Below are 26,398 nucleotides of genomic sequence, written 5' to 3' on the forward strand. Positions count from 1 at the left end.
CCCTGGTGGAAGGTGTCGACAAGCTCCGGTCCTACTTGCAACGCGCCGTCGGCGATGCGCAGGTTCTGCGCGAGCGGGTGCGCGAGTTGGAGGAGTCCGGTCGCGAACCCATCGCGATCGTGGGCATGTCCTGCCGCTATCCAGGAGATGTCCGCGCTCCCGAGGACCTGTGGCGCCTGGTCAGCGATGGCGTCGACGCCATCACCGACTTCCCCACCGATCGCGGCTGGGACACCGGGAAGCTCCTCGATCCCGACCCGGATCGACCCGGTGCGTCCTATGTCGCCAAGGGCGGATTCCTGTCTGCTGCGGGGGAGTTCGACGCCGGCTTCTTCGGGATAAGTCCGCGTGAGGCGACGGCGATGGATCCGCAGCAGCGACTGTTGCTGGAGACGGCGTGGGAGGCGTTCGAGCGGGCGGGTATGGACCCGGCCGAGTTGCGTGGCAGTCAGACAGGTGTCTTCGTCGGCGCGATGACCCAGGAGTACGGCCCTTACCTCCATGACGGTGCTGCTGGTTTCGACGGGTATTTGTTGACCGGCAACACGGCGAGCGTCCTCTCCGGCCGTGTCTCCTACGCCCTCGGCTTCGAGGGGCCTGCGGTGACCGTGGATACCGCGTGCTCGTCCTCTCTGGTCTCGATGCACATGGCTGCGCAGGCGCTGCGCAGCGGTGAGTGCTCCCTGGCCCTGGCCGGCGGCGTCACCGTCATGGCAACCCCGGGCATGTTCGTGGAGTTCAGCCGCCAGCGCGGGCTTGCAACGGACGGGCGGTGCAAGGCGTTCGCCGAGGCTGCGAACGGCACGGGTTGGGCTGAGGGTGTGGGCCTGGTCCTGCTGGAGCGTCTTTCCGATGCGCGGAGGAATGGCCATGAGGTGTTGGCGGTCGTGCGTGGTTCGGCGGTCAATCAGGACGGTGCGAGCAATGGCCTGACGGCTCCCAATGGGCTCTCGCAGGAGCGGGTGATCCGTCAGGCCCTGGCCAGTGCCGGTCTCACGCCGGACGAGGTCGACGTGGTGGAGGGGCATGGCACGGGTACGACGTTGGGTGATCCGATCGAGGCCCAGGCGCTGCTGGCGACTTATGGTCAGGATCGGCCCGCGGACCGGCCGCTGTGGCTGGGTTCGTTGAAGTCGAACATTGGTCATTCCCAGGCTGCGGCGGGTGTGGGTGGCGTCATCAAGATGGTGATGGCGATGCGGCAGGGGACTCTTCCGAGGACGCTTCATGTTGATGCTCCGTCTCCGCATATTGATTGGGAGGCGGGGTCTGTTGAGCTGTTGACGGAGGCGAGGTCGTGGCCGGAGACGGGGCGTCCGCGTCGGGCGGGTGTGTCGTCGTTCGGTGTCAGCGGAACGAACGCGCATCTCATCGTGGAGCAGGCTCCGGAGGTTGAGGTCGTCTCCGTTGAGCCGGTGGTGGTGACGGATGGGTCGTTGCCGTGGGTGGTGTCGGCGAAGTCGGAGGTGGCGCTGCGGGATCAGGCGCGGCAGCTGTTGGAGCATCTTGACCGTCATCCGGCGCTGTCGCCGGTCGAGGTCGGTCATGCGTTGGTAGCCGGCCGGTCGGTGTTTGATCATCGGGCGGTGGTGGTCGGTCGTGAACTGGTTGATTTCCGGGGTGGGTTGGCTGCGCTGGCCGGCGGTGACCCGTCGCCGCAGGTGATCTCTGGTACGGCGGCGGCCCAGCCGGGGAGGACTGTGTTCGTCTTCCCTGGTCAGGGTGCGCAGTGGGCTGGTATGGGTGTGGAGTTGTTGCGCACGTCGCCGGTGTTTGCCCGGGAGTTGGGTGCGTGTGCGGCGGCGCTTGAGCCGTTCACCGGCTGGGATCTGATCGATGTGCTGCGTCAGGTGCCAGATGCTCCGAGCTTGGACCGTGTCGATGTGGTGCAGCCCGCTCTGTGGGCGGTGATGGTCTCTCTGGCCCGTCTGTGGGAGCACTTGGGTGTGACGGCGGATGCGGTGGTGGGGCATTCGCAGGGGGAGATCGCTGCCGCGCATATCGCGGGTGTGCTGTCGCTGGAGGATTCGGCTCGTGTGGTGGCCCTGCGTTCGCAGGCGATTGCCGGTATCGCGGGCCGGGGTGGAATGGTGTCGGTTCCCCTTCCTGTGGCGGATGTTGAGGATCTGATCGTCCGTTGGATGGGGCGGGTGTTCGTGGCGACGGTCAACGGGCCTTCGTCCACGGTGGTCGCGGGTGATAGCGATGCTGTCGAGGAGTTGTTGGCTCACTGCGAGAGTGCGGGCATCCGCGCCCGGCGTGTTCCGGTCGACTATGCGTCCCACACTCCGCATGTGGAGGCTTTGCACGAGCGGTTGTTGGAGTTGCTGGCACCGATCGAGCCTCGGCCGGCCACGGTTGCCTTCTACTCGTCCGTCACTCGTCACGTGGGTGGTGCGATGGCCGATACGACGGTGATGGACGCGGAGTACTGGTACGAGAACCTGGCCACCACCGTCGATTTCCAGGCCGCGACCCGGGCCCTGCTGGACGACGGTCACACCCTGTTCATCGAGTCCAGCCCTCACCCGGTCCTCACCCATCCCCTGCAGGAGACCGCGGAGGACCACGCGGGCACCACTGAGGTTGCTGTGACCGGCACTCTGCGCCGGGAGGAGGACACCTGGCAGCGGGTACTGACCTCCCTGGCCACCACCCACACCCACACGCACGCTGGTGTCGACTGGGCGGGCTTCTACCCCGCCACCCGGCCGACCCACCTGGACCTGCCCACCTACCCCTTCCAACACCAGCACTACTGGCTGGAGACGTCCGGGAACACGGGAAACGCGGCCGCGGCCGGACAGGCGGCGGTCGAACACCCGCTGCTCGGTGCGGCGGTGGAGATGGCGGGCACGGATGTCACCGTGTTGACCGGCCGGTTGTCGTTGCAGACGCATGGCTGGCTGGTTGACCACGCGGTCTCCGACACCGTTCTGCTGCCCGGCACGGCCTTTGTCGAGATGGCCCTCCGTGCGGGTGACGAGGTGGGCGGTGACCGCCTTGAGGACCTCACCTTGCAGGCGCCGCTCGTCCTGTCCGCGACCGGCGGCGTCCAGCTGCGGGTGGAAGTGGGGGAGCCCGACGACGCCGGACGGCGGTCCGTCGATATTCACTCCCGGCCAGACGGCGAGGGGACAGGTGTGCCCTGGACCTGCCATGCCACGGGCGTGCTCGCCCCCGGTGGTGCGGCGCTGTCCTCGTGGGATCCCCAGGTATGGCCGCCGGCCGGGGCGGTGTCGGTGGAAGCGGATGAGCTGTACGCGTCGCTGGCTGCCCTCGGCTATCAGTACGGCCCCGCCTTCCAGGGAGTGCGGGCGGTGTGGAAGCGGGGGCCGGAGCTGTATGCCGAGGTCGTGCTGCCGGAGGAGCGCCACACAGAGGCGGCCGCCTTTGGCATCCACCCCGCGCTGCTGGACGCCGCCCTGCACGCCGGGCTCATCCCGGAGCCAGGGTCAGGGCGGGAACAGGAGCCGCCGAGGCTGCCGTTCGCGTGGTCCGATGTGCGGCTGCACGCGACCGGCGCCACGCACGTGCGGGTGCGGCTGGCCCCGGCTGGCCACGACGCGCTGATGGTGGAGGTCGCCGACACCGAGGGCGTGCCTGTCGCGTCGGTCGGTTCGCTGGCGATGCGGCCCGTTGACCCCGGGAAACTGGGCGGGGCGCGGGACGAGCACCACGACGCGCTGTTCCGCATGGAATGGGTGAGCCGGGCGGTACCGGATTCCGCCGGGACCCCGGTCGGCCCGTGGGTGCTTGTGGGCGACGACGGACTCGCGCTGGGCACCGTACTGGATGCCCCACGGGTGAAGCGGTACGCCGACCTGTCCGCCTTCAGCGCCGAGTTCGATGAGTTCGTCACCACTGCTTCCCGACCCGAGTTTGTCCTATCCTGCCGGCTGCCCGGCGACGACACCAACTCCGGTGATCCCGACGCCGTTCGCGCCGCACTGCGCGAGACGCTGTCCCTGGTGCAGTCGTGGCTCGCCGACGAGCGGTTCGCCGACACACGGCTGGTGGTGATCACCCGTGGTGCGGTGTCGGTCGGCGACGCGGAGCAGCCGGATCTCGCCTCGGCGCCGGGGTGGGGTCTGCTGCGTACCGCGCAGACGGAGAACCCGGACCGTTTCGTCCTCGTCGATGTCGATGAGGACGAGCGTTCCCTCCGGATTCTGCCGGCCGCGCTCGCCTGCGACGAGCCGCAGCTCGCGGTGCGCGGGGGAGAGGTCCTGGTGCCTCGCCTCGTCCGGGCCGCGGTCGATGGCGCGCTGACTCCCCCGCAGGAGCAGGCGGCATGGCGGCTGGACGTGACCAGCGACGGAACCCTGGACGCGCTGTCCCTGGTGGCGGCCCCCGACGCCGCCGAGGCGCTGCTGCCTTACCAGATCCGGCTCTCCGTACGGGCGGCCGGACTGAACGTCCGGGACGTGGAGATCGCACGCGGCGACCACCCGGGCGACGCCTCCCTCGGCATCGAAGGCGCCGGGGTGGTGACCGAGGTCGGCTCGGACGTGACCGGGCTGCTGCCGGGCGACCGGGTGATGGGCCTGATGCCGGGGGCGTTCGGCCCCGTCACGGTCACCGATCACCGCTTGGTCGTACGGATCCCGCACGGCTGGTCGTTCGAGACCGCGGCGTCGGTGCCCATGGTGTTCGGAACGGCGTATCACAGCCTGGTGAACCTGACGGGGCTGCGGTCGGGACAGTCGCTTCTCGTGCACTCCGCCGCCGGTGGTGTGGGCATGGCCGCGGTGCAACTGGCCCGGTATCTGGGCGCGGAGGTGTTCGGCACGTCGAGCACCGGTGAGTGGCCCGCCCTGCGGGCGTCCGGACTGGACGACGAGCACATCGCGTCGTCGCGGACGCCGGAGTTCGAGGAACTGTTCCTGTCCGCCACCGGTGGGCGGGGCGTGGACGTCGTACTGGACTGCCCAGCGCGGGAGTTCACGGACGCTTCTCTTCGGCTGCTGCCGCGCGGGGGCCGTTTCGTGGAGGTGGGCAAGACCGACATCCGCGATCCGCGGGAGGTGGCCGGGGCCCATCCCGGCGTGAAGTACCAGGCGTTCGACCTGGTTGAGGTGGCCCTCGCGGAACCGGATCGGTTCCAGGAGACGCTTACCGAGATCGTCGCGCTGTTCGAGCGTGGTGCCCTGCGGCACTCGCCGGTGCGGACGTGGGATGTGCGGCGGGCGCCGGAGGCGTTCCGCGTACTCGGCCAGGCCGAACACGTCGGAAAGATCGTGCTGACCATGCCGCCGGTGTGGGATCCGGAAGGCACGGTGCTGATCACCGGCGGCACCGGCTCGCTGGGTGGGCTCATCGCCCGGCACCTGGTGACCGCGTACGGAATGCGGCGACTGCTGCTGGTCAGCCGCCGCGGGCCCGGGGCCGAGGGCGCCGGGGAACTGGTGGAGCGGCTGGCCGGGCTCGGGGCGATGGCCACGGCGGTGGCGTGCGACGTCTCCGACCCCGAGGCGTTGTCCGTCCTGCTGGAGGCGATACCGGCCGAGCACCCCCTGACCGCGGTCGTGCACACGGCGGGCGTGCTGGACGACGGCCTGGTTTCCGCACTGACGCCCGAGCGGCTGGACACGGTGCTGCGGCCGAAGGCGGACGCGGCATGGCACCTGCACCGGCTCACCCAGGACAGTGATCTGGCGGCGTTCGTGCTGTTCTCCTCGGTGATGGCCGCACTCGGCGGCGCCGGGCAGGGCAACTACGCGGCGGCGAATGTCTACCTCGACGCGCTGGCCGAGCACCGCCGGGCCCAGGGACTTCCGGCCACCTCGCTGGCCTGGGGCTTCTGGGACCAGCGCAGCGAGATGACGGGAGATCTGGACGAGGCGGACCTGGCCCGGATGGCCCGGGTCGGTCTGGTGCCCCTGCAAGCGGAGAAGGGGCTCGCTCTGTTCGACGCGGCCATCGCTCTCAACGAGCCGACGCTCGTTCCCGCGCGGCTGGACACCGCGCGACTCGCCCAGGACGGGAGCGGGGCTCTGCCCGCGGTGCTCGGCGCCCTGGCGCGTCCCCGTGCCGCCCGGCGCACCGCTGCTTCTGGTGGGGTGGCGGTGGGTGGTGTTGTGGGTGGTGGGCGGTTCGCTGGTTTGTCTGCGGCGGATGTGGAGCGTGAGGTGTTGGAGGTGGTGCGTGCTCATGTGGCGACGGTGTTGGGGCATGTGTCGTCTGATGCGGTGCGGCCGGAGAGTTCGTTCAAGGATCTTGGTTTTAATTCGTTGTCGGCGGTTGAGCTTCGTAATCGTTTGAATGCGGTGACTGGGCTGCGTTTGTCTGCGACGGCGGTTTTTGATTTTCCGACGCCGGTGGCGATGGCGCGTTATGTGCGTGGTGAGTTGTTGGGTGAGGTGGTTTCTGCTGCTGGGCCGGTGGTGGTGGGTTCGGGGTGGGATGAGCCGGTGGCTGTGGTGGGTATGGGGTGTCGGCTTCCTGGGGGTGTGGGGTCGGCTGAGGAGTTGTGGGAGCTGGTTGCGTCTGGGGGTGAGGCGTTTTCGGGGTTGCCGACGGATCGGGGTTGGGATGTTGAGGGGTTGTATGACCCTGATCCTGATCGGGCGGGGAAGAGTTATGTCCGTGAGGGTGGGTTTTTGGCTGGTGCGGGGGAGTTCGATGCCGGTTTCTTTGGGATAAGTCCGCGTGAGGCGACGGCGATGGATCCGCAGCAGCGGGTGTTGTTGGAGACGGCGTGGGAGGCGTTCGAGCGGGCGGGTATGGATCCGGCCGAGTTGCGTGGCAGTCAGACGGGTGTCTTCGTCGGCGCGATGACCCAGGAGTACGGCCCTTATCTCCATGACGGTGCTGCTGGTTTCGACGGGTATTTGTTGACCGGCAACACGGCGAGTGTTCTCTCCGGCCGGGTCTCCTATGCCTTCGGCTTCGAGGGGCCGGCGGTGACGGTGGATACGGCCTGCTCGTCCTCTCTGGTCTCGATGCACATGGCTGCGCAGGCGCTGCGCAGCGGTGAGTGCTCCCTGGCCCTGGCCGGCGGCGTCACCGTCATGGCCACCCCGGGTGTGTTCACCGAGTTCAGCAGGCAGCGTGGGCTGGCGGCGGACGGGCGTATCAAGGCGTTCGCCGCCGCCGCGGACGGCACGGGCTGGGGCGAGGGTGTCGGTGTCCTCCTCCTGGAGCGTCTTTCCGATGCGCGGAGGAATGGCCATGAGGTGTTGGCGGTCCTGCGTGGTTCGGCGGTCAATCAGGACGGTGCGAGCAATGGTCTGACGGCTCCCAACGGGCCTTCGCAGGAGCGGGTGATCCGTCAGGCTCTGGCCAACGCGCGTCTCACGCCGGACGAGGTCGACGTGGTGGAGGGGCATGGCACGGGTACGACGTTGGGCGACCCGATCGAGGCTCAGGCGCTGCTGGCCACCTACGGCCAGGACCGGCCCGCGGACCGGCCGCTGTGGCTGGGTTCGCTGAAGTCCAACATCGGTCACACCATGGCGGCATCCGGTGTGGCCGGTGTGATCAAGATGGTCATGGCCCTGCGGCACGGGGTACTGCCCCGCACGCTGAACGTGGACGAGCCGACCCCGCACGTCGACTGGACCACGGGCGCGGTGGAACTGCTGACCGAAGAGCGGCCCTGGCCAAAGGTCGACCGCCCGCGCCGCGCCAGCATTTCGTCGTTCGGCATCAGTGGGACGAACGCGCATCTCATCGTGGAGCAGGCTCCGGAGGCCGAGGCTGACGCTGTGGTGGAGCCGGTGGTGGTGACGGATGGGTCGTTGCCGTGGGTGGTGTCGGCGAAGTCGGAGCCCGCCCTGCGGGAGCAGGCACGGCAGCTGCTGGAGCATCTTGACCGTCATCCGGCGCTGTCGCCGGTTGAGGTGGGTCATGCGCTGGTGGCGGGCCGGTCGGTGTTTGATCATCGGGCGGTGGTGGTCGGTCGTGAACTGGTTGATTTCCGGGGTGGGTTGGCTGCGCTGGCCGGCGGTGACCCGTCGCCGCAGGTGATCTCTGGTACGGCGGCGGCCCAGCCGGGGAGGACTGTGTTCGTTTTCCCTGGTCAGGGTGCGCAGTGGGTCGGTATGGGTGTGGAGTTGTTGCGTACGTCGCCGGTGTTTGCGCGGGAGTTGGGTGCGTGTGCGGCGGCGCTTGAGCCGTTCACCGGCTGGGATCTGGTCGATGTGCTGCGTCAGGTGCCGGATGCTCCGAGCTTGGACCGTGTCGATGTGGTGCAGCCCGCTCTGTGGGCGGTGATGGTCTCTCTGGCCCGTCTGTGGGAGCACTTGGGTGTGACGGCGGATGCGGTGGTGGGGCATTCGCAGGGGGAGATCGCTGCCGCGCATATCGCGGGTGTGCTGTCGCTGGAGGATTCGGCTCGTGTGGTGGCCCTGCGTTCGCAGGCGATTGCCGGTATCGCGGGCCGGGGTGGAATGGTGTCGGTTCCCCTTCCTGTGGCGGATGTTGAGGATCTGATCGTCCGTTGGGTGGGGCGGGTGTTCGTGGCGACGGTCAACGGGCCTTCGTCCACGGTCGTCGCGGGGGATAGCGATGCTGTCGAGGAATTGTTGGCTCACTGCGAAAGCGAAAGCATCCGGGCCCGGCGTGTCCCCGTCGACTACGCGTCCCACACCCCGCATGTGGAGGCTTTGCATGAGCGGTTGTTGGAGTTGCTGGCACCGATAGAGGCTCAGCCGGCCACGGTTGCTTTCTATTCTTCGGTCGCCGGTCATGTCGGTGGAGCGATGGCCGATACGACGGTGATGGACGCGGAGTACTGGTACGAGAACCTGGCCACCACCGTCGACTTCCAGGCCGCGACCCGGGCCCTGCTGGACGACGGTCACACCCTGTTCATCGAGTCCAGCCCCCACCCGGTCCTCACCCATCCCCTACAGGAGACCGCGGAGGACCACGCAGGCACCACTGAGGATCAGGCGGGCGCCGCTGAGGTGGCCGTCACCGGCACTCTGCGCCGGGAGGAGGACACCTGGCAGCGGGTATTGACCTCCCTGGCCACCGCCCACACTCACGCCGGCGTGGACTGGGCGGGCTTCTACCCCGCCACCCGGCCGACCCACCTCGACCTGCCCACCTACCCCTTCCAACACCAGCACTACTGGCTGGAGACGTCCGGGACGCCTGGGACGTCCAGGAACACGGGAGACGCAGGGAACGAAGGAAACGCGGCTGCTTCTGGTGGGGTGGCGGTGGGTGGTGTTGTGGGTGGTGGGCGGTTCGCTGGTTTGTCTGCGGCGGATGTGGAGCGTGAGGTGTTGGAGGTGGTGCGTGCTCATGTGGCGACGGTGTTGGGGCATGTGTCGTCTGATGCGGTGCGGCCGGAGAGTTCGTTCAAGGATCTTGGTTTTAATTCGTTGTCGGCGGTTGAGCTTCGTAATCGTTTGAATGCGGTGACTGGGCTGCGTTTGTCTGCGACGGCGGTTTTTGATTTTCCGACGCCGGTGGCGATGGCGCGTTATGTGCGTGGTGAGTTGTTGGGTGAGGTGGTTTCTGCTGCTGGGCCGGTGGTGGTGGGTTCGGGGTGGGATGAGCCGGTGGCTGTCGTGGGTATGGGGTGTCGGCTTCCTGGGGGTGTGGGGTCGGCTGAGGAGTTGTGGGAGCTGGTTGCGTCTGGGGGTGAGGCGTTTTCGGGGTTGCCGACGGATCGGGGTTGGGATGTTGAGGGGTTGTATGACCCTGATCCTGATCGGGCGGGGAAGAGTTATGTCCGTGAGGGTGGGTTTTTGGCTGGTGCGGGGGAGTTCGATGCCGGTTTCTTTGGGATAAGTCCGCGTGAGGCGACGGCGATGGATCCGCAGCAGCGACTGTTGCTGGAGACGGCGTGGGAGGCGTTCGAGCGGGCGGGTATGGACCCGGCCGAGTTGCGTGGCAGTCAGACAGGTGTCTTCGTCGGCGCGGTGTCACTGGAGTACGGCTCATTGCTGCACAAGGCCGCGGAGGGTATGGACGGCCTGTTGATGACCGGCAAGATGACCAGCGTGATCTCTGGCCGGCTGGCCTACTTCCTCGGGCTGGAAGGCCCGGCGATCACCGTGGACACGGCATGCTCCTCCTCCTTGGTGGCGTTGCATCAGGCGGCGCAGGCACTGCGTCAGGGGGAGTGCACCTTCGCGGTGGCCGGCGGTGTGTCGGTGATAGCGACCCCGGGTGTGTTCACCGAGTTCAGCAGGCAGCGTGGGCTGGCGGCGGACGGGCGTATCAAGGCGTTCGCCGCCGCCGCGGACGGTACGGGCTGGGGCGAGGGTGTCGGTGTTCTTCTCCTGGAGCGTCTTTCCGATGCGCGGAGGAATGGCCATGAGGTGTTGGCGGTCCTGCGTGGTTCGGCGGTCAATCAGGACGGTGCGAGCAATGGTCTGACGGCTCCTAATGGGCCTTCGCAGGAGCGGGTGATCCGTCAGGCTCTGGCCAACGCGCGTCTCACGCCGGACGAGGTCGACGTGGTGGAGGGGCATGGCACGGGTACGACGTTGGGCGACCCGATCGAGGCCCAGGCGCTGCTGGCCACCTACGGCCAGGACCGGCCCGCGGACCGGCCGCTGTGGCTGGGCTCGCTGAAGTCCAACATCGGCCATCTGGGGGCCGCGGCGGGTGTCGCAGGCGTCATCAAGATGGTCATGGCCCTGCGGCACGGGTCGCTGCCCCGCACGCTGAACGTGGACAAGCCGACCCCGCACGTCGACTGGACCACGGGCGCGGTCGAACTCCTCACAGAGAACCGGGCCTGGCCGGAGATCGACCGCCCGCGCCGGGCCGGGATCTCCGCTTTCGGTGTCAGCGGAACGAACGCGCATCTCATCGTGGAGCAGGCTCCGGAAGCTGAGGTTGCCTCCGGTGACGCTGTGGTGGAGCCGGTGGTGGTGACGGATGGGTCGTTGCCGTGGGTGGTGTCGGCGAAGTCGGAGGTGGCGCTGCGGGATCAGGCGCGGCAGCTGTTGGAGCATCTTGACCGTCATCCGGCGCTGTCGCCGGTTGAGGTCGGTCATGCGTTGGTAGCCGGCCGGTCGGTGTTTGATCATCGGGCGGTGGTGGTCGGTCGTGAACTGGTTGATTTCCGGGGTGGGTTGGCTGCGCTGGCCGGCGGTGACCCGTCGCCGCAGGTGATCTCTGGTACGGCGGCGGCCCAGCCGGGGAAGACGGTGTTTGTTTTCCCTGGTCAGGGTGCGCAGTGGGTCGGTATGGGTGTGGAGTTGTTGGGTTCGTCGCCGGTGTTTGCGCGGGAGTTGGGTGCGTGTGCGGCGGCGCTTGAGCCGTTCACCGGCTGGGATCTGATCGATGTGCTGCGTCAGGTGCCGGATGCTCCGAGTCTGGAGCGGGTTGATGTGGTGCAGCCTGCTCTGTGGGCGGTGATGGTTTCTCTGGCCCGTCTGTGGGAGCACCTGGGTGTGACGGCGGATGCGGTGGTGGGGCATTCGCAGGGGGAGATCGCTGCCGCGCATATTGCGGGTGTGCTGTCGCTGGAGGATTCGGCTCGTGTGGTGGCCCTGCGCTCACAGGCGATTGCCGGTATCGCGGGCCGGGGTGGAATGGTCTCGGTTCCCCTTCCTGTGACGGACGTTGAGGATCTGATCGTCCGCTGGGCGGGGCGGGTGTTCGTGGCGACGGTCAACGGGCCTTCGTCCACGGTGGTCGCGGGTGATAGCGATGCTGTCGAGGAGTTGTTGGCTCACTGCGAGAGTGCGGGCATCCGCGCCCGGCGTGTTCCGGTCGACTACGCGTCCCACACTCCGCATGTGGAGGCTTTGCACGAGCGGTTGTTGGAGTTGCTGGCACCGATCGAGCCTCGGCCGGCCAGCGTCGCCTTCTACTCGTCCGTCACTCGTCACGTGGGTGGTGCGATGGCCGACACGACGGTGATGGGTGCGGAGTACTGGTACGAGAACCTGGCCACCACCGTCGATTTCCAGGCCGCGACCCGGGCCCTGCTGGACGACGGTCACACCCTGTTCATCGAGTCCAGCCCCCACCCGGTCCTCACCCACCCTCTGCAGGAGACCGCGGAGGACCACGCGGGCACCGGTGAGGTGGCTGTGACCGGCACTCTGCGCCGGGAGGAGGACACCTGGCAGCGGGTGTTGACCTCCCTGGCCACCGCCCACACTCACGCCGGTGTCGACTGGGCGGGCTTCTACCCCGCGACCCGGCCGACCCACCTGGACCTGCCCACCTACCCCTTCCAACACCAGCACTACTGGCTGCTGGACACCAAACAAACCGACACCGATCCCCACACCCTCGGCCTGCACGCCGCCGACCACGGCCTGCTCGGTGCCTCAGTCGCCCTCGCTGACGGCGAAGGCCACCTGTTCACCGGGAGTCTGTCGCTGCGCAGCCATCCCTGGGTGGCAGACCACGCCGTCTACGACACCCCCCTCCTGCCGGGCACCGCGTTCGTCGAACTCGCCCTCCACGTCGGCCAGGCCATCGGCACTCCGCACCTGGAAGACCTGACCCTCGAAGCACCCCTGACACTCCCGTCCGTCGACGGCGTGCACCTCCAGGTGCACGTGGAAGCACCCGACGACGACGGCCGCCGGGCACTCACCGTTCACTCCCGACCCGACGACTCCACGCCCGACCGGCCCTGGACCCGCCACGCCACCGGCACCCTCGCCCCCCAGACGTCCGCCACACCGGACACAGCCGAGTGGGCGGCGCCGGCGGCCTGGCCGCCGGTCGGCGGCACCCCGTTGCCCACCGACACTCTCTACGACCTCCTCGCCGACTATGGTTACGGCTACGGCGCCACCTTCCAGGGCGTGACCGCCGCCTGGCGCCATGGCGACACTCTCTACGCCGAGGTCACCCTCCCCACCGACAACGACGACACCACCGACGCCGACCAATACGGCATTCACCCCGCCCTGTTCGACGCCGCGCTCCACGCGACCGTCTTCACCCGTTCCGAGCAGGACTCGGACCAGGTGCCTCTGCTGTTCGCCTGGTCGAACGTCCAGCTTCACGCCGTAGGTGCCCGGGCATTGCGTGTGCAGATCACCACTTCTGACGCGGGGACGCTGCGCGTAAGGCTTGCCGACCCAGCCGGACAGCCGGTCGCCGAGGTGGCCTCGCTGGGCATGCGGCCGATCACTGCCGAACAGTTGGCGAAGGCGGTCGCGAGCGGAGAAGACGACCATCTGTTCCGCCTGGACTGGATCCCCATGGCCGTCGTGGGCGGACTCAAGACCGGCCGAGTGGCGTTCCTGGGCACTGACGTCCCCGAGGCGCTGGTCACGTTGCTGCCCGACGACGTGGAGGTCGAGAGCCCGCCGGAGTTGGCGCTGCTGCTGGCGGACGACACCGCTCCCCTTCCGGACCTGGTCGTGGCCACCGGTCTGCTGGAGCGCTCCGGCTCGGCCGAGGATGTCCCCGGCTCCGCGCGCGAGGCTGTTCAGTACGCCTTGGACATGGTCCAGTCGTGGCTCGCCGAGGAGCGGCTGGCCGACAGCCGACTGGTGTTCGTCACCAGACAAGCCGTCGCGGTCCACGCCGACACCGAGTCGCCCAGCCCCGTGGACGCCGCTGTCTGGGGTCTGATCCGCACGGCTCAGACCGAGAACCCGGGCCGTTTCACGGTGATCGATCTCGTGGACGAGAACGCTGTCTCCGCCGAGTCGTTCCGTACAGCCTTGGGAAGCGACGAGCCGCAGATGGCCCTCCGCGACGGCGATGAGCAGGTGTACGTCCCCCGGTTGGTGCGGGAGAGCAGGCTCGACGCCGCCGCCTCGCCGGAGCCGGCCGCGGGTGGCACGGTCCTGATCACCGGAGGCACGGGCACCCTCGGCAGGTTGTTCGCCCGCCGTTACGCGCTGGCTCGGCAGGCCGGTCATCTGCTGCTGGCCAGTCGGCGAGGCCCGGATGCTCCGGGCGCGTCCGAACTCGCCGCCGAACTGACCGAGCTGGGCGTGAAGGTCACCATCGTCGCCTGCGACACCGCCGACCGCGACGCGCTCGCCGCTCTCCTCGCGGCCATCCCCGACGAACACCCCCTCACCGTCGTCGTGCACGCCGCAGGCGTCCTCGACGACGGCATCATCACCTCTCTGACGCCGGAGCGCGTCGAGAGTGTGTTCCGCCCGAAGGTCGACACCGCCTGGCACCTGCACGAGCTCACCCGTGAGACGGACCTCGCCGAGTTCATCCTCTTCTCCTCCCTGTCGGGCGTTCTCGGCAGTCCGGGACAGGGCAACTACGCCGCGGCGAACGTCTTCCTCGACGCACTGGCCCAGCGCCGTCGCGCCGACGGCCTGCCCGCCACCTCGCTGGTCTGGGGACTGTGGTCCGACAGCAGCGATATGACCGGCCACCTGGGCGATGCGGATCTGACCCGCCTGACCCGCCTCGGAGTCGAACCCATCACGGCGGAGGAGGGGTTGGCGCTGTTCGAAGCCGCCCGTGCCACGGGCAGCGCCTGCCCGGTCCCTGCCAAGATCGATCCCGCCCTGCTCCGTCCTCACCTGGAGACCGGCACTCTCCCCGCTGTCCTACAGGGCCTCGTGCGCGTTCCCGTCCGCAAGGCCACCGCCGGCACGGCGACCAACGCCGCCGGCCTCCGCGATCGCCTGGCCCACCTCTCCCAGGAGGAGGCCGAGGAAACCCTCGCCGACCTCGTCCGAACCCACGTCGCCCTGGTCCTGGGCCATGCCACGTCCGACACAATCAACCTCGCCCAGGCGTTCAAGGACCTCGGGTTCGACTCGCTGACCGCGGTCGAGTTGCGCAACCGTCTCAACGCCGCCACCGGCCTGCGCCTCCCTGCCGGCCTGGTCTTCGACTACCCCACCCCGCACCGCCTGGCCGCCCACCTCTACGCCACTCTCGCCCCGGCCGCCCACGCGCTCACCGCCGCCCCGGCCACAACGGTCGCCACTGACGAGCCCATCGCCATCGTGGCCATCGGCTGCCGGTACCCGGGCGGCGTGCAGTCCCCGGACGACCTGTGGAACCTGGTGGCGAGCGAGACGGATGTCGTCGCGGAGTTTCCGACCACCCGAGGCTGGGATGTCGAGACGCTGTACGACCCCGATCCCGACCGGCCCAACAAGACGTACGTCCGCGAAGGCGGCTTCCTCTACGACGCCGGCGCCTTCGACCCCGCCTTCTTCGGTATCAGCCCCCGCGAAGCCCTCGCCATGGACCCCCAGCAACGCCTCCTGCTGGAGGTCGCCTGGGAAACCATCGAGCGCGCCGGTATCGACCCCACCACGCTTCAGGGCACCCCCACCGGCGTCTTCACCGGCGTCATGTACGGCGACTACGGAAGCCGCCTCAGCTCCGTCCCCGCAGACCTCGAGGGCTACCTGATCAACGGCAGCGCGGGCAGCGTCGCCTCGGGCCGTGTCGCCTACACCTTCGGGTTCGAGGGACAGGCCGTCACGGTCGACACCGCCTGCTCCTCCTCCCTGGTGGCCATCCACCTGGCGGCGCAGGCGCTGCGCAGCGGTGAGTGCTCCCTGGCCCTGGCCGGCGGCGTCACCGTCATGTCGACGCCTGACCTCTTCACCGAGTTCAGCAAGCAGCGCGGCCTGTCCACCGATGGGCGGTGCAAGTCCTACGCTGCCGCCGCCGACGGCACGGGTTGGGCTGAGGGTGTGGGCCTGGTCCTGCTGGAGCGTCTTTCCGATGCGCGGAGGAATGGCCATGAGGTGTTGGCGGTCGTGCGTGGTTCGGCGGTCAATCAGGACGGTGCGAGTAACGGCCTGACCGCTCCCAACGGGCCTTCGCAGGAGCGGGTGATCCGCCAGGCCCTGGCCAACGCGGGCCTGTCATCGCGCGACATCGACGTGGTGGAGGGGCATGGCACGGGTACGACGTTGGGTGACCCGATCGAAGCCCAGGCGCTGCTGGCCACCTACGGCCAGGATCGGCCGGAGGGTCGGCCGTTGTGGCTGGGTTCGCTGAAGTCGAATATCGGTCATTCCCAGGCTGCGGCGGGTGTGGGTGGCGTCATCAAGATGGTGATGGCGATGCGGCAGGGGACTCTTCCGAGGACGCTTCATGTTGATGCTCCGTCTCCGCATATTGATTGGGAGGCGGGGTCTGTTGAGCTGTTGACGGAGGCGAGGTCGTGGCCGGAGACGGGGCGTCCGCGTCGGGCGGGTGTGTCGTCGTTCGGTGTCAGCGGGACGAACGCGCATCTCATCGTGGAGCAGGCTCCGGAAGCTGAGGTTGCCTCCGTTGAGCCGGTGGTGGTGACGGATGGGTCGTTGCCGTGGGTGGTGTCGGCGAAGTCGGAGGTGGCGCTGCGGGATCAGGCGCGGCAGCTGTTGGAGCATCTTGACCGTCATCCGGCGCTGTCGCCGGTTGAGGTGGGTCATGCGCTGGTGGCGGGCCGGTCGGTGTTTGATCATCGGGCGGTGGTGGTCGGTCGTGAACTGGTTGATTTCCGGGGTGGGTTGGCTGCGCTGGCCGGCGGTGACCCGTCGCCGCAGGTGATCTCTGGTACGGCGGCGGCCCAGCCGGGGAGGACTGTGTTCGTCTTCCCTGGTCAGGGTGCGCAGTGGGTCGGTATGGGTGTGGAGTTGTTGGGTTCGTCGCCGGTGTTTGCGCGGGAGTTGGGTGCGTGTGCGGCGGCGCTTGAGCCGTTCACCGGCTGGGATCTGATCGATGTGCTGCGTCAGGTGCCGGATGCTCCGAGTCTGGAGCGGGTTGATGTGGTGCAGCCCGCTCTGTGGGCGGTGATGGTCTCTCTGGCCCGTCTGTGGGAGCACTTGGGTGTGACGGCGGATGCGGTGGTGGGGCATTCGCAGGGGGAGATCGCTGCCGCGCATATCGCGGGTGTGCTGTCGCTGGAGGATTCCGCTCGCGTGGTGGCACTGCGCTCACAGGCCATCGCCGGAATCGCCGGCCGGGGCGGAATGGTGTCGGTTCCCCTTCCCGTGGCGGACGTTGAGGATCTGATCGTCCGCTGGGCGGGACGGGTGTTCGTGGCGACGGTCAACGGACCCTCGTCCACGGTGGTCGCGGGTGATGCCGACGCACTGGCAGACCTCCTCGCCCACTGTGAAAGCGAAAGCATCCGCGCCCGCCGTATCCCTGTCGACTACGCCTCCCACACTCCGCATGTCGAAGCCCTGCACGAGCGGTTGTTGGAGTTGCTGGCACCGATAGAGCCTCGGCCGGCCAGTGTCGCCTTCTACTCGTCCGTCACTCGTCATGTCGGTGGTGCGATGGCTGATACGACGGTGATGGACGCGGAGTACTGGTACGAGAACCTGGCCACCACCGTCGACTTCCAGGCCGCCACCCGGGCTCTGCTGGACGACGGTCACACCCTGTTCATCGAGTCCAGCCCTCACCCGGTCCTCACCCACCCTCTGCAGGAGACCGCGGAGGACCACGCAGGCACCACTGAGGTGGCTGTCACCGGCACTCTGCGCCGGGAGGAGGACACCTGGCAGCGGGTACTGACCTCCCTGGCCACCACCCACACCCACATCCACGCCGGTGTCGACTGGGCGGGCTTCTACCCCGCCACCCGGCCGACCCACCTCGACCTGCCCACCTACCCCTTCCAACACCAGCACTACTGGCTGCTGGACACCAAACAAACCGACACCGACCGCCCGGTCGGAGCTTCCGCGGATCCGGTCGAGGCCGAGTTCTGGGACGCGGTCGATCGGGAGGATCTGGACGCGCTGGCCGGCACCCTGGGGCTGGGGGACGTGCGGGGCGAGCGCGACGGCGTGAACACCAGCCTTCCCGCTGTGCTGTCCGCCATGTCGTCGTGGCGGCGGCGTCGGCTGGACCGGTCGGTGCAGGAGAGCTGGCGCTACCGCGCGACGTGGAAGCCGCTGCTCGGCATCGGGACCGGAGCGGCGCCGGGGCTGGAGGGGAGCGCCTGGCTGGTGGTCGTCCCCGAGACGGTCGCGTCGGACCCCGTGGTGGAGACGGTCCTCGACGCACTGCGGCAGCGCGGCGCCGAGGCGATCCGCTGGGACGTCGCACCGGCCGAGCTACGGGACCGCACCGCGCTCGGCCGAAGCCTCGCCACCGCCCTCGCCGAGGGCGAGGCCCCCGTCCGCCTCACCGGCGTACTGTCCCTCGCCGCGCTCGTCGACGACGGCCTGGCCGCCGCGCACGAACCGGTCTCCGACGGCCTGGCGGGCACGGTCGCTCTGGTGCAGGCGCTGGACGACGAGGGTGTCGAGGCTCGTCTGTGGTGCCTGACACGCGAGGCGGTGTCCACGGCGAACGCGGACGCCGTCGCCAACCCGCTCCAGGCCCAGATCTGGGGCCTGGGCCGGGCAGTGGCGCTGGAGCGGCCGGACCGGTGGGGCGGGCTTGTGGATGTGCCCGCGCGGATGGACGGGCGCGCCGCGGAACTGCTGTGCGCGGTCCTCGCCGGCGTCGGCGGAACGGCCGGCACAGGCGGAGGCCAGGGCGAGGACCAGGTGGCGGTGCGCACCTCGGGAGCGTCCGGACGACGACTGGTGCGGGCACCGCTGGGTGACGTGCCTACGCGGGAGTGGCGTCCGCGGGGCACCGTACTGGTGACGGGCGGCGCGGGCGCCGTCGGATCCCATGTCTGCCGCTGGCTGGCCCGGGCCGGAGCGCCGCACCTTCTGCTCGTCAGCAGGCGCGGCAAGGAAACGCCCGGCATCGCGGAGCTGGAGGCGGAGCTGACGGAGCTCGGCTCGCGTGTGACCGTGGCCGCGGTGGATGCCGCCGACCGGGACGGGCTGCGGGAACTGCTGACGTCGGTTCCGGAGGAGCACCCGCTGACCGCGGTGATCCACGGCGCCGGGGTGCTCGCGGACGGGTTGGTGGAGTCCCTCACGGCGCAGCAGTTGGAGCGGGTGCTCCGGCCCAAGGTGGCCGCCGCCGCGGTGCTGCACGAGCTCACCGCCGACCTGGAGCTGGACGCGTTCGTGCTGTTCTCCTCGGCCGCCGGTGTCTGGGGCAGCGCCGGGCAGGGCGGGTACGCCGCGGCGAACGCCTTCCTCGACGCGCTGGCGCACGTGCGGCGGGCGGCCGGGCTGCCCGCGACCGCCGTGGCCTGGGGGTCGTGGGGTGGCGGCGGCCTGGTGACCGGCGAGGTGGAGGAACGGCTGCGTCGCCAGGGGCTGCCGCCGATGGCACCCGAGACGGCGGTGGCGGCGCTGGCCGCTTCGCTGGGGCGCGAGGAGACGCAGGTGACGGTGGCTCAGGTGGAGTGGGCGGACTTCGCGCCCGCCTTCACCGCGGCCCGTCCCAGCCCTCTCATCGCCGATCTTCCCGACGTCATCGTGCCCACCACGGCGCACTCCGGCGACGCCGGTGGGGTGAACGAGAACGACCTGGTGGCCTGGCTGAAGGGGCTGCCGGACGGCAAGTTCGACGACGCTCTGCTGGAGACCGTCCGTGCGCACGCCGCGGCGGTCCTCGGCCTGAGCGGGCCGGATGCGCTCGGCGCGGGGCGGGCGTTCGCCCTGGCCGGGTTCGACTCGCTGACGTCCGTGGAGCTGCGGAACCGGCTGCGGCGTGTGACCGGGCTGCAACTGCCCAGCACGCTGCTGTTCGACTGTCCGACGCCGATCGCCGTTGCTCAGTACCTGCGGGAGGAGCTGTTCCCGGAGCGGACGGCCGAAGGCGCCGCCCCTGTCGGGACGCCGGCCGACGTGGACGATGCCGCGGTGCGGGAGCTGGTGCTGTCGATTCCGACGGCACGGCTGCGCGAGGCGGGGCTGCTGGAGTCGCTGCTGAGCCTGGCGAGCCGCCCGACGGCCGGCGGCGCCGAGACGAACGGTGTGGATCACGCGCCGGAGAACGGCGACGGGCCCTCGCTGGACGAGATGGGTGTGGACGACCTCGTGCGCATGGCGATGAAGAACGACGTTCCTGACGAGACGCGGAGGTCATGATGGCCGATTCGAACGATGCCGTTGTCGAGGCGTTGAGGGCATCTCTCAAGGAGACGGAGCGCCTGCGCCGCCTCAACGCCGAGCTCTCCGCGGCGTCGCACGAACCGATCGCGATCGTCGGTATGGGCTGCCGCTATCCGGGCGGCGTACGCTCGCCGGAGGAGCTGTGGGACCTGGTCGCCGCCGGGCGCGACGCCATCACCGGCTTTCCGCGGAACCGCGGCTGGGATCTCGACGAGCTCTACGCACCGGAGCCGGGCACCCACGGCAAGTCGTATGTGCGCGAGGGCGGTTTCCTGCACGACGCCGACGTCTTCGACCCGGGCTTCTTCGAGATCAGCCCGCGCGAGGCGATGGCGATGGACCCGCAGCAGCGATTGCTCCTGGAGACCTCGTGGGAGGCGATCGAGCGGGCGGGCATCGATCCGACGACGCTGCGCGGCAGCCGTACGGGCGTCTTCGTGGGGATCGCGCACCAGGAGTACGGGGCGCCGATGCACAAGTCGCCGGAAGGGCTCGACGGCTACCTGCTGACGGGCAAGGCGCCCGCGGTCGCCTCCGGGCGCATCTCCTACGTATGGGGTCTTGAGGGACCGGCCGTCACGATCGACACGGCATGCTCCTCGTCGCTGGTGACGCTGCACTTGGCAGCCCAGGCGCTGCGGAACGGCGAGTGCTCGCTGGCCCTGGCCGGCGGCGTGACGGTCATGACGATGCCCGGCGTGTTCATCGAGTTCAGCCGCCAGCGCGGACTGGCCCCGGACGGCCGGTGCAAGCCGTTCGCGTCCGGCGCGGACGGCACCGCCTGGGGCGAGGGCGTGGGCCTGCTGCTACTGGAACGCCTCTCCGACGCGCGGAGGAACGGCCACCAGGTGCTGGCCGTCGTGCGCGGCTCGGCGATCAACCAGGACGGGGCGAGCAACGGCCTCACCGCCCCCAACGGACCCTCCCAGCAGCGCGTCGTCCGCGAGGCCCTGGCGGACGCTCGGCTGACGGCCGACCAGGTGGACGCCGTCGAGGCGCACGGCACGGGCACGACGCTGGGCGACCCGATCGAGGCTCAGGCGCTGCTGGCCACCTACGGCAAGGACCGGCCCGCGGACCGGCCGCTGTGGCTGGGGTCGGTGAAGTCGAACATCGGCCACCCGCAGTGCGCGGCGGGCGCGGCGGGTGTCATCAAGATGGTCATGGCCATGCGGCACGGCACCCTGCCGAAGACGCTTCACCTGGACGAGCCGACGCCGCACGTGAACTGGTCCGCGGGCGCGGTCGAGCTGCTCGCCGAGTCGCGGCCGTGGCCCGAGACCGGTGATCGGCCGCGGCGGGCCGCGGTGTCGGCATTCGGCGTGAGCGGTACCAATGTGCACCTGATCCTCGAGCAGGCGCCCGAGGAGGCGGCGGCGCCCGCCGCCGGAGACGTGCCGGTCGGGGCGGACGGACCGGTGCCGTGGATCGTTTCGGCACGGTCGGAGGAGGCGCTGCGGGCACAGGCGGAGAAGCTGCGCGACTTCGCCGCCGCCGACGCGGACCTGGACATCGCCGACGTCGGTCGGTCACTGGTGACGAGCCGGGCGCTGCTCGAACATCGTGCGGTGGTACTGGGGCATGACCGGGACGCGTTGCTGAGCGGTCTGACATCGCTGAGCGACGGTGTCGAGTCCGCCGGGGTGGTGCGCGGTGTCGCCGGAGACTTCGGTGACACGGTCTTCATGTTCCCGGGGCAGGGGGCGCAATGGGCCGGTGTGGCGCGGCAGTTGTACGAGGTGTTTCCTGTCTTCGCGCGGAGCCTCGACGAAATCTGTGAACGCTTCGCCGTACACCTCCCCTTCGATCTGAAGCCTCTGCTCCTCGCCGACGAGATCGCGGAACGCGAGCGAACGGACATCGCGCAGCCGGCGTTGTTCACCCTGCAGGTCAGCCTGTACCGGCTCCTGTCGCTGTACGGTCCGCGGCCGAGCCACCTGATCGGTCACTCCGTCGGCGAGATCGCCGCCGCTCACGTGTCCGGTGCCATCGACCTGGATTCCGCGACGAGGCTCGTGGCCGCTCGCGGACGGGTCATGCAGCAGGTCACCGAGCGGGGCGCCATGCTGGCGGTCCGCGCCCCGGAAGCCGACGTGAGCTCGATGCTCAGCGGCTACGACGGTCTCGGCATCGCCGCTGTCAACGGCCCCGAATCGGTCGTGGTCTCGGGCGTCCGCGACGAGGTCCACGCCCTTCGGGAGCGTCTCGTCGGCGGCGGCACGTCGGCGAAACTGCTCGCGGTCGACCACGCGTTCCACTCCCCGCTCATGGACCCGGTCCTGGACGAGTTCGCGGTGTCGATCGGCGAGCTCTCCACCGGGGAGCTCGCGATACCGATCGTCTCGACCCGGTTGGGCCGCGAGGCCACGCTCCAGGAGCTGACCTCCGTCGAGCACTGGGTGAACCACGTCCGCGAACCCGTTCGCTTCTACGACGCGGTGGAGTACGCCCGTACGGCCGGGGCGAGCGTCTTCCTCGAAGTGGGCCCGGGAGCGACGCTCGCGAGCATCACCAAGGAGGCGTTCGCCGGTGAGGGCGTGGACGACGCGATGGTCGTGTCGTCGTCACGGCGGGACCGCGGGGCGGCGGAGGCGCTGCTGGGCGCGCTGGCCGAGTTGCACGTCCGGGGCGGGGCCGTGGACTGGGAGGCTCTGTTCGGGGCACGCCGGCGGGTGGATCTCCCGACGTACGCGTTCGAACGGCAGCGGTACTGGCTGGACTTCACGGTCGGGGCGGATGCAGCGGACGTGGCCTCGGCCGGCCTCTCGGCTCCCGCGCATCCGCTGTTGGGCGCCATGGTGGACCACCCCCGCACCGGCGAGGTGGTGTTCACCGATCAGTGGTCCCTGCGGACCCACGGCTGGCTGGCCGATCACGCCGTGTTCGGCACGGTCGTCGTACCGGCGACGGCCTACATGGACCTGGCGTTGTCCGTCGGCGACTTCGTCGGGTGTGCGGCGATCGACGAACTCTCCCTGGAAGTACCCCTGGTCCTTCCCAGATCGGGTGACGTGCAGGTGCGGGTCGTCGTCGGTGCGGCGGACGAGACAGGACACCGCTCCCTGGACGTGTACTCGCGCCTCGGCGAGGACGCCGGGACGGTGGGCGGCTGGACCCGTCACGCGACGGGGAGCGTGTCACCGGGCACACCGCAGCAGGCCGCGGGGACCGACGACGCGCGCTCACTCGCCGTGTGGCCGCCGGTCGGGGCCAGACACCTGGACATCGACGGTCTCTACGACTCCCTCACGGACACGGGGTTCGACTACGGTCCGACCTTCCGCGGGCTGCGGGAAGTGTGGCAGCAGGGCGACGACCTCTATGTGCTGGCCACACTGCCGGAGACCGACGACGGCTCGGCCGGCGGCGGGTTCGCCCTGCATCCGGCGCTGATCGACTCGGCGCTGCACGCGGTGGTGCCCGGCGGCGTCCTCGACGTGGGCGACGGCCAGGGCTGGATGCCCTTCTCCTTGTCCGGCGTGCAACTCTTCGGGGAGTGCGGACCGAGCGTGAAGGTCCGGATCGTCCCGGTCGGCGAAGGCGTCGTGTCCCTGGAGATCGCCGACGAGGACGGCCGCGCGATCGCTCACGTACAGGCGTTGACGTTCCGGCGGGCGAGCGCCGAGCAGGTGCGCTCGGTACGCGGCGGGCTGGAGCAGTCGCTGTTCGAACTGGAATGGCGACCGGTCCAGCAGAGCAGGCGGGAGACCCGCCGAGGGCGGTGGGGGGTTCTCGGCGCGAAGAACGGGCTGGCCTCTCGGCTCTCCGGGGCAGTCGACGAGAGTGTCGAGCTCTACGAGTCCCTGGACGACGTCTTCTCGGAGGAGACACCCCGGGACATCGTGCTGTGCCTGGACGACTTCGTCCCCGCCGACGCCGATCTGCTCACCGCGGTCGGCAGCGTCGACACGCGCGTGCTGGACTGGGTCCAGCGGTTCGTCGCCGAGCAGCGGCTCGCCGGATCCACGCTGGTGGTCCTCACCCGCCTGGCCCAGGACACCGGCGGAGGGGAGAGCGTCGAAAGCCTCCCCGGCGCGTCCGTGTGGGGTCTGATCCGGTCCGCGCAGTCGGAGCACCCCGGCAGGTTCCGGCTGGTCGACATCGACGACGAGCGGACATCGTTCGCCTCCTTCCCGGACACGTTCGCCCTGGGCGATGATCAACTGGCACTGCGGAACGGCGTGTTCCGCACGCCCCATATGACACCTGCCTCGCCCGCGCATCACCAGATCGTGCCGCCGGCGGCCGTCGGTGCTCACCGGCTGGGTATTCCGGACAAGGGAACTCTGGAGAACCTGATGTGGGTTCCCTGCCCCGAGGTGGAGGCGCCCCTGGCGAACGGGCAGGTGCGCATCGCCGTACACACCGCGGGGCTGAACTTCCGGGACGTCACCATGGCCCTGGGACTGGTGGAGAGAACGGCCTTCGGCGCCGGACTCGGCAGTGAAGGCGCCGGAACGGTGCTGGAGGTCGCGGACGACGTCACCCGTTTCGCACCAGGTGACCGGGTGCTGGGGGCTTTCCCCGGCGCATTCGGCCGCGTGGCCGTGGCGGATCACCGCCTGCTCGTGCCCACCCCCGACGGGTGGAGCCACGCCGAGGCGGCGTCCGTGCCGAGCGCCTTCTTCACGGCCTACTACGCGCTCTTCCACCTGACGAAGCTCGAAAAGGGACAGCGGATCCTCATCCACGCCGCGGCCGGCGGCGTCGGAATGGCCGCCGTTCAACTGGCGAAGCATGTCGGTGCCGAGGTGTACGGAACCGCGAGCCCGGCCAAGTGGCCCGCCCTGCGCGCGCTGGGACTGGACGACGACCACCTGGCGTCCTCGCGGGATCTGGAGTTCGTGGAGAAGTTCCTGGACTCCTCGGACGGTCGCGGTGTGGATGTCGTTCTGAACTCCCTCGCGTTCGAGTTCGTCGACGCCTCGCTGCGACTGCTCCCCGGGGGCGGCAACTTCATCGAGATGGGGAAGACGGACATCCGCGATCCCCACCAGGTGGCGGCCCGTCATCCCGGGGTCGACTACCGGGCCTTCGACGCCTACGAGGCGAGCCCGGACGTCCGGCTCGAACTGTTCGGGGACGTCATGGAACTGTTCGCCGACGGGCGGGTGCACCTGAACCCCATCTCCGTCCGGAACATCCGCGACGCACGCAAGGCCTTCCGCGAGATGAGCCAGGGCCGGCACGTCGGCAAACTGGTCATCGAGGTGGGCGGCGGCTTCGGCGGTGGGACCGTGCTGGTCACGGGCGGCACCGGGGGAGTGGGTTCGCTGGTGGCCCGGCACCTCGCGGCCGAACACGGTGTGCGCAGTCTGGTGCTGGCGAGCCGTCGGGGGGCGACGGCCGTCGGGGTTCCCGATCTGGTCAGGGACCTGGAGAAGGCGGGCGCGGCCGTCAAGGTCGTGGCCTGCGACGTCGCGGACCGGGCCGCCGTGGCGGACATGCTCGCGGACATGCCCCCGCGGTACCCGCTCACGGCGGTCGTGCACGCCGCGGGTGTACTGGCGGACGGCACGGTCGAGTCGCTGACCGCGGACGGCTTCGCGCACGTACTGGGTGCCAAGGCCGGAGGTGCGGTCAACCTGCACGAGCTGACCAAGGGACACAACCTGTCGGCGTTCATCCAGTTCTCCGCCCTCGCGGGCACGCTCGGCGGCGGAGGACAGGCCAACTACGCCGCGGCCAACGGTTTCCTGGACGGCCTGGCGGCACAGCGCAGGGCGGCCGGGCTGGTCGGCACCTCGCTGTGCTGGGGCTGGTGGGAGCAGAGCAGCGGTATGACCAGGGGCCTGGACGAGGCCGACCTCTCGCGGATCCGACGGCTGGGCATCGCCCCGATGCCCACACCCGAAGCGCTGGCCCTGTTGGACTCGGCGTGCGCGAACGGCAAGCCCGTGCTCATCCCGGCCCGGGTGGACCTCGCCACGCTCCGGAACAAGACCGGCGACGAACTGCCGCTCCTCCTGCGCGACTTCGTCGACAGCAGCCGTCTGACCCGGACCCGGACCCGGCCCCGCACGGCTAAGGGCAGCGGGCCCCTCGACCTGCCCGCCGGACTGTCGGCCCTGCCTGAAGGCGAGGCGGAGGCAGCCGTACTGGACTGGGTCCGCGAGCACGCCGCCATCGTGCTCGGGCACACCACCAGCGCAGCCGTCGACGCCGACCAGGCCTTCACCCACCTCGGGTTCGACTCGCTTACCTCGGTCGAACTGTGCAACCGCCTGGCTTCCTCCACCGGACTGCGCCTGCCGTCCGCTCTCGTCTTCAGCTACCCGACACCACGCGAGCTGGGCCGGCACATATCGGGCCTGCTGCGTCCGGCACCGGACACCAGCGCGGCCGAGGACGCGGAGATCCGAGAAGCGCTGCTGACCGTCCCCATCGACAGGCTGCGGAGCGCGGGCATCTTGGAGCAGGTTCTGGCGTGCGCCAACCCGCCCCAGTCGGGTGCCGACGGGCCGGTACCGGACGCGGGTACCGGCGCGGACGAACTGGCGGCGCTGGACCTGGACGCACTGGTCGACCTGGCTTTGGACGAGAGGGGCAAGTGA

General features: G+C 69.6%; 2 protein-coding genes. Both read left to right on the forward strand.

Going from position 1 to position 26,398, the window contains the following annotated elements; genetic code table 11:
- Window positions 1–5: 5 nt before the first annotated feature.
- Window positions 6–19,820 carry a type I polyketide synthase gene (locus ACIBLC_RS32255; protein ID WP_399214883.1) on the forward strand — a complete coding sequence of 6,605 codons (19,815 nt, stop codon included), beginning with the start codon at window positions 6–8 and terminating at the stop codon, window positions 19,818–19,820.
- A complete protein-coding gene (locus ACIBLC_RS32260) occupies window positions 19,820–26,398 on the forward strand; it encodes an SDR family NAD(P)-dependent oxidoreductase (protein WP_399214884.1) in 6,579 nt (2,192 codons plus the stop codon). The genes ACIBLC_RS32255 and ACIBLC_RS32260 overlap by 1 nt, the downstream gene beginning before the upstream one ends.

Origin of the sequence: Streptomyces sp. NPDC050535 (assembly GCF_044457665.1) — a bacterium.
GTDB lineage: Bacteria > Actinomycetota > Actinomycetes > Streptomycetales > Streptomycetaceae > Streptomyces.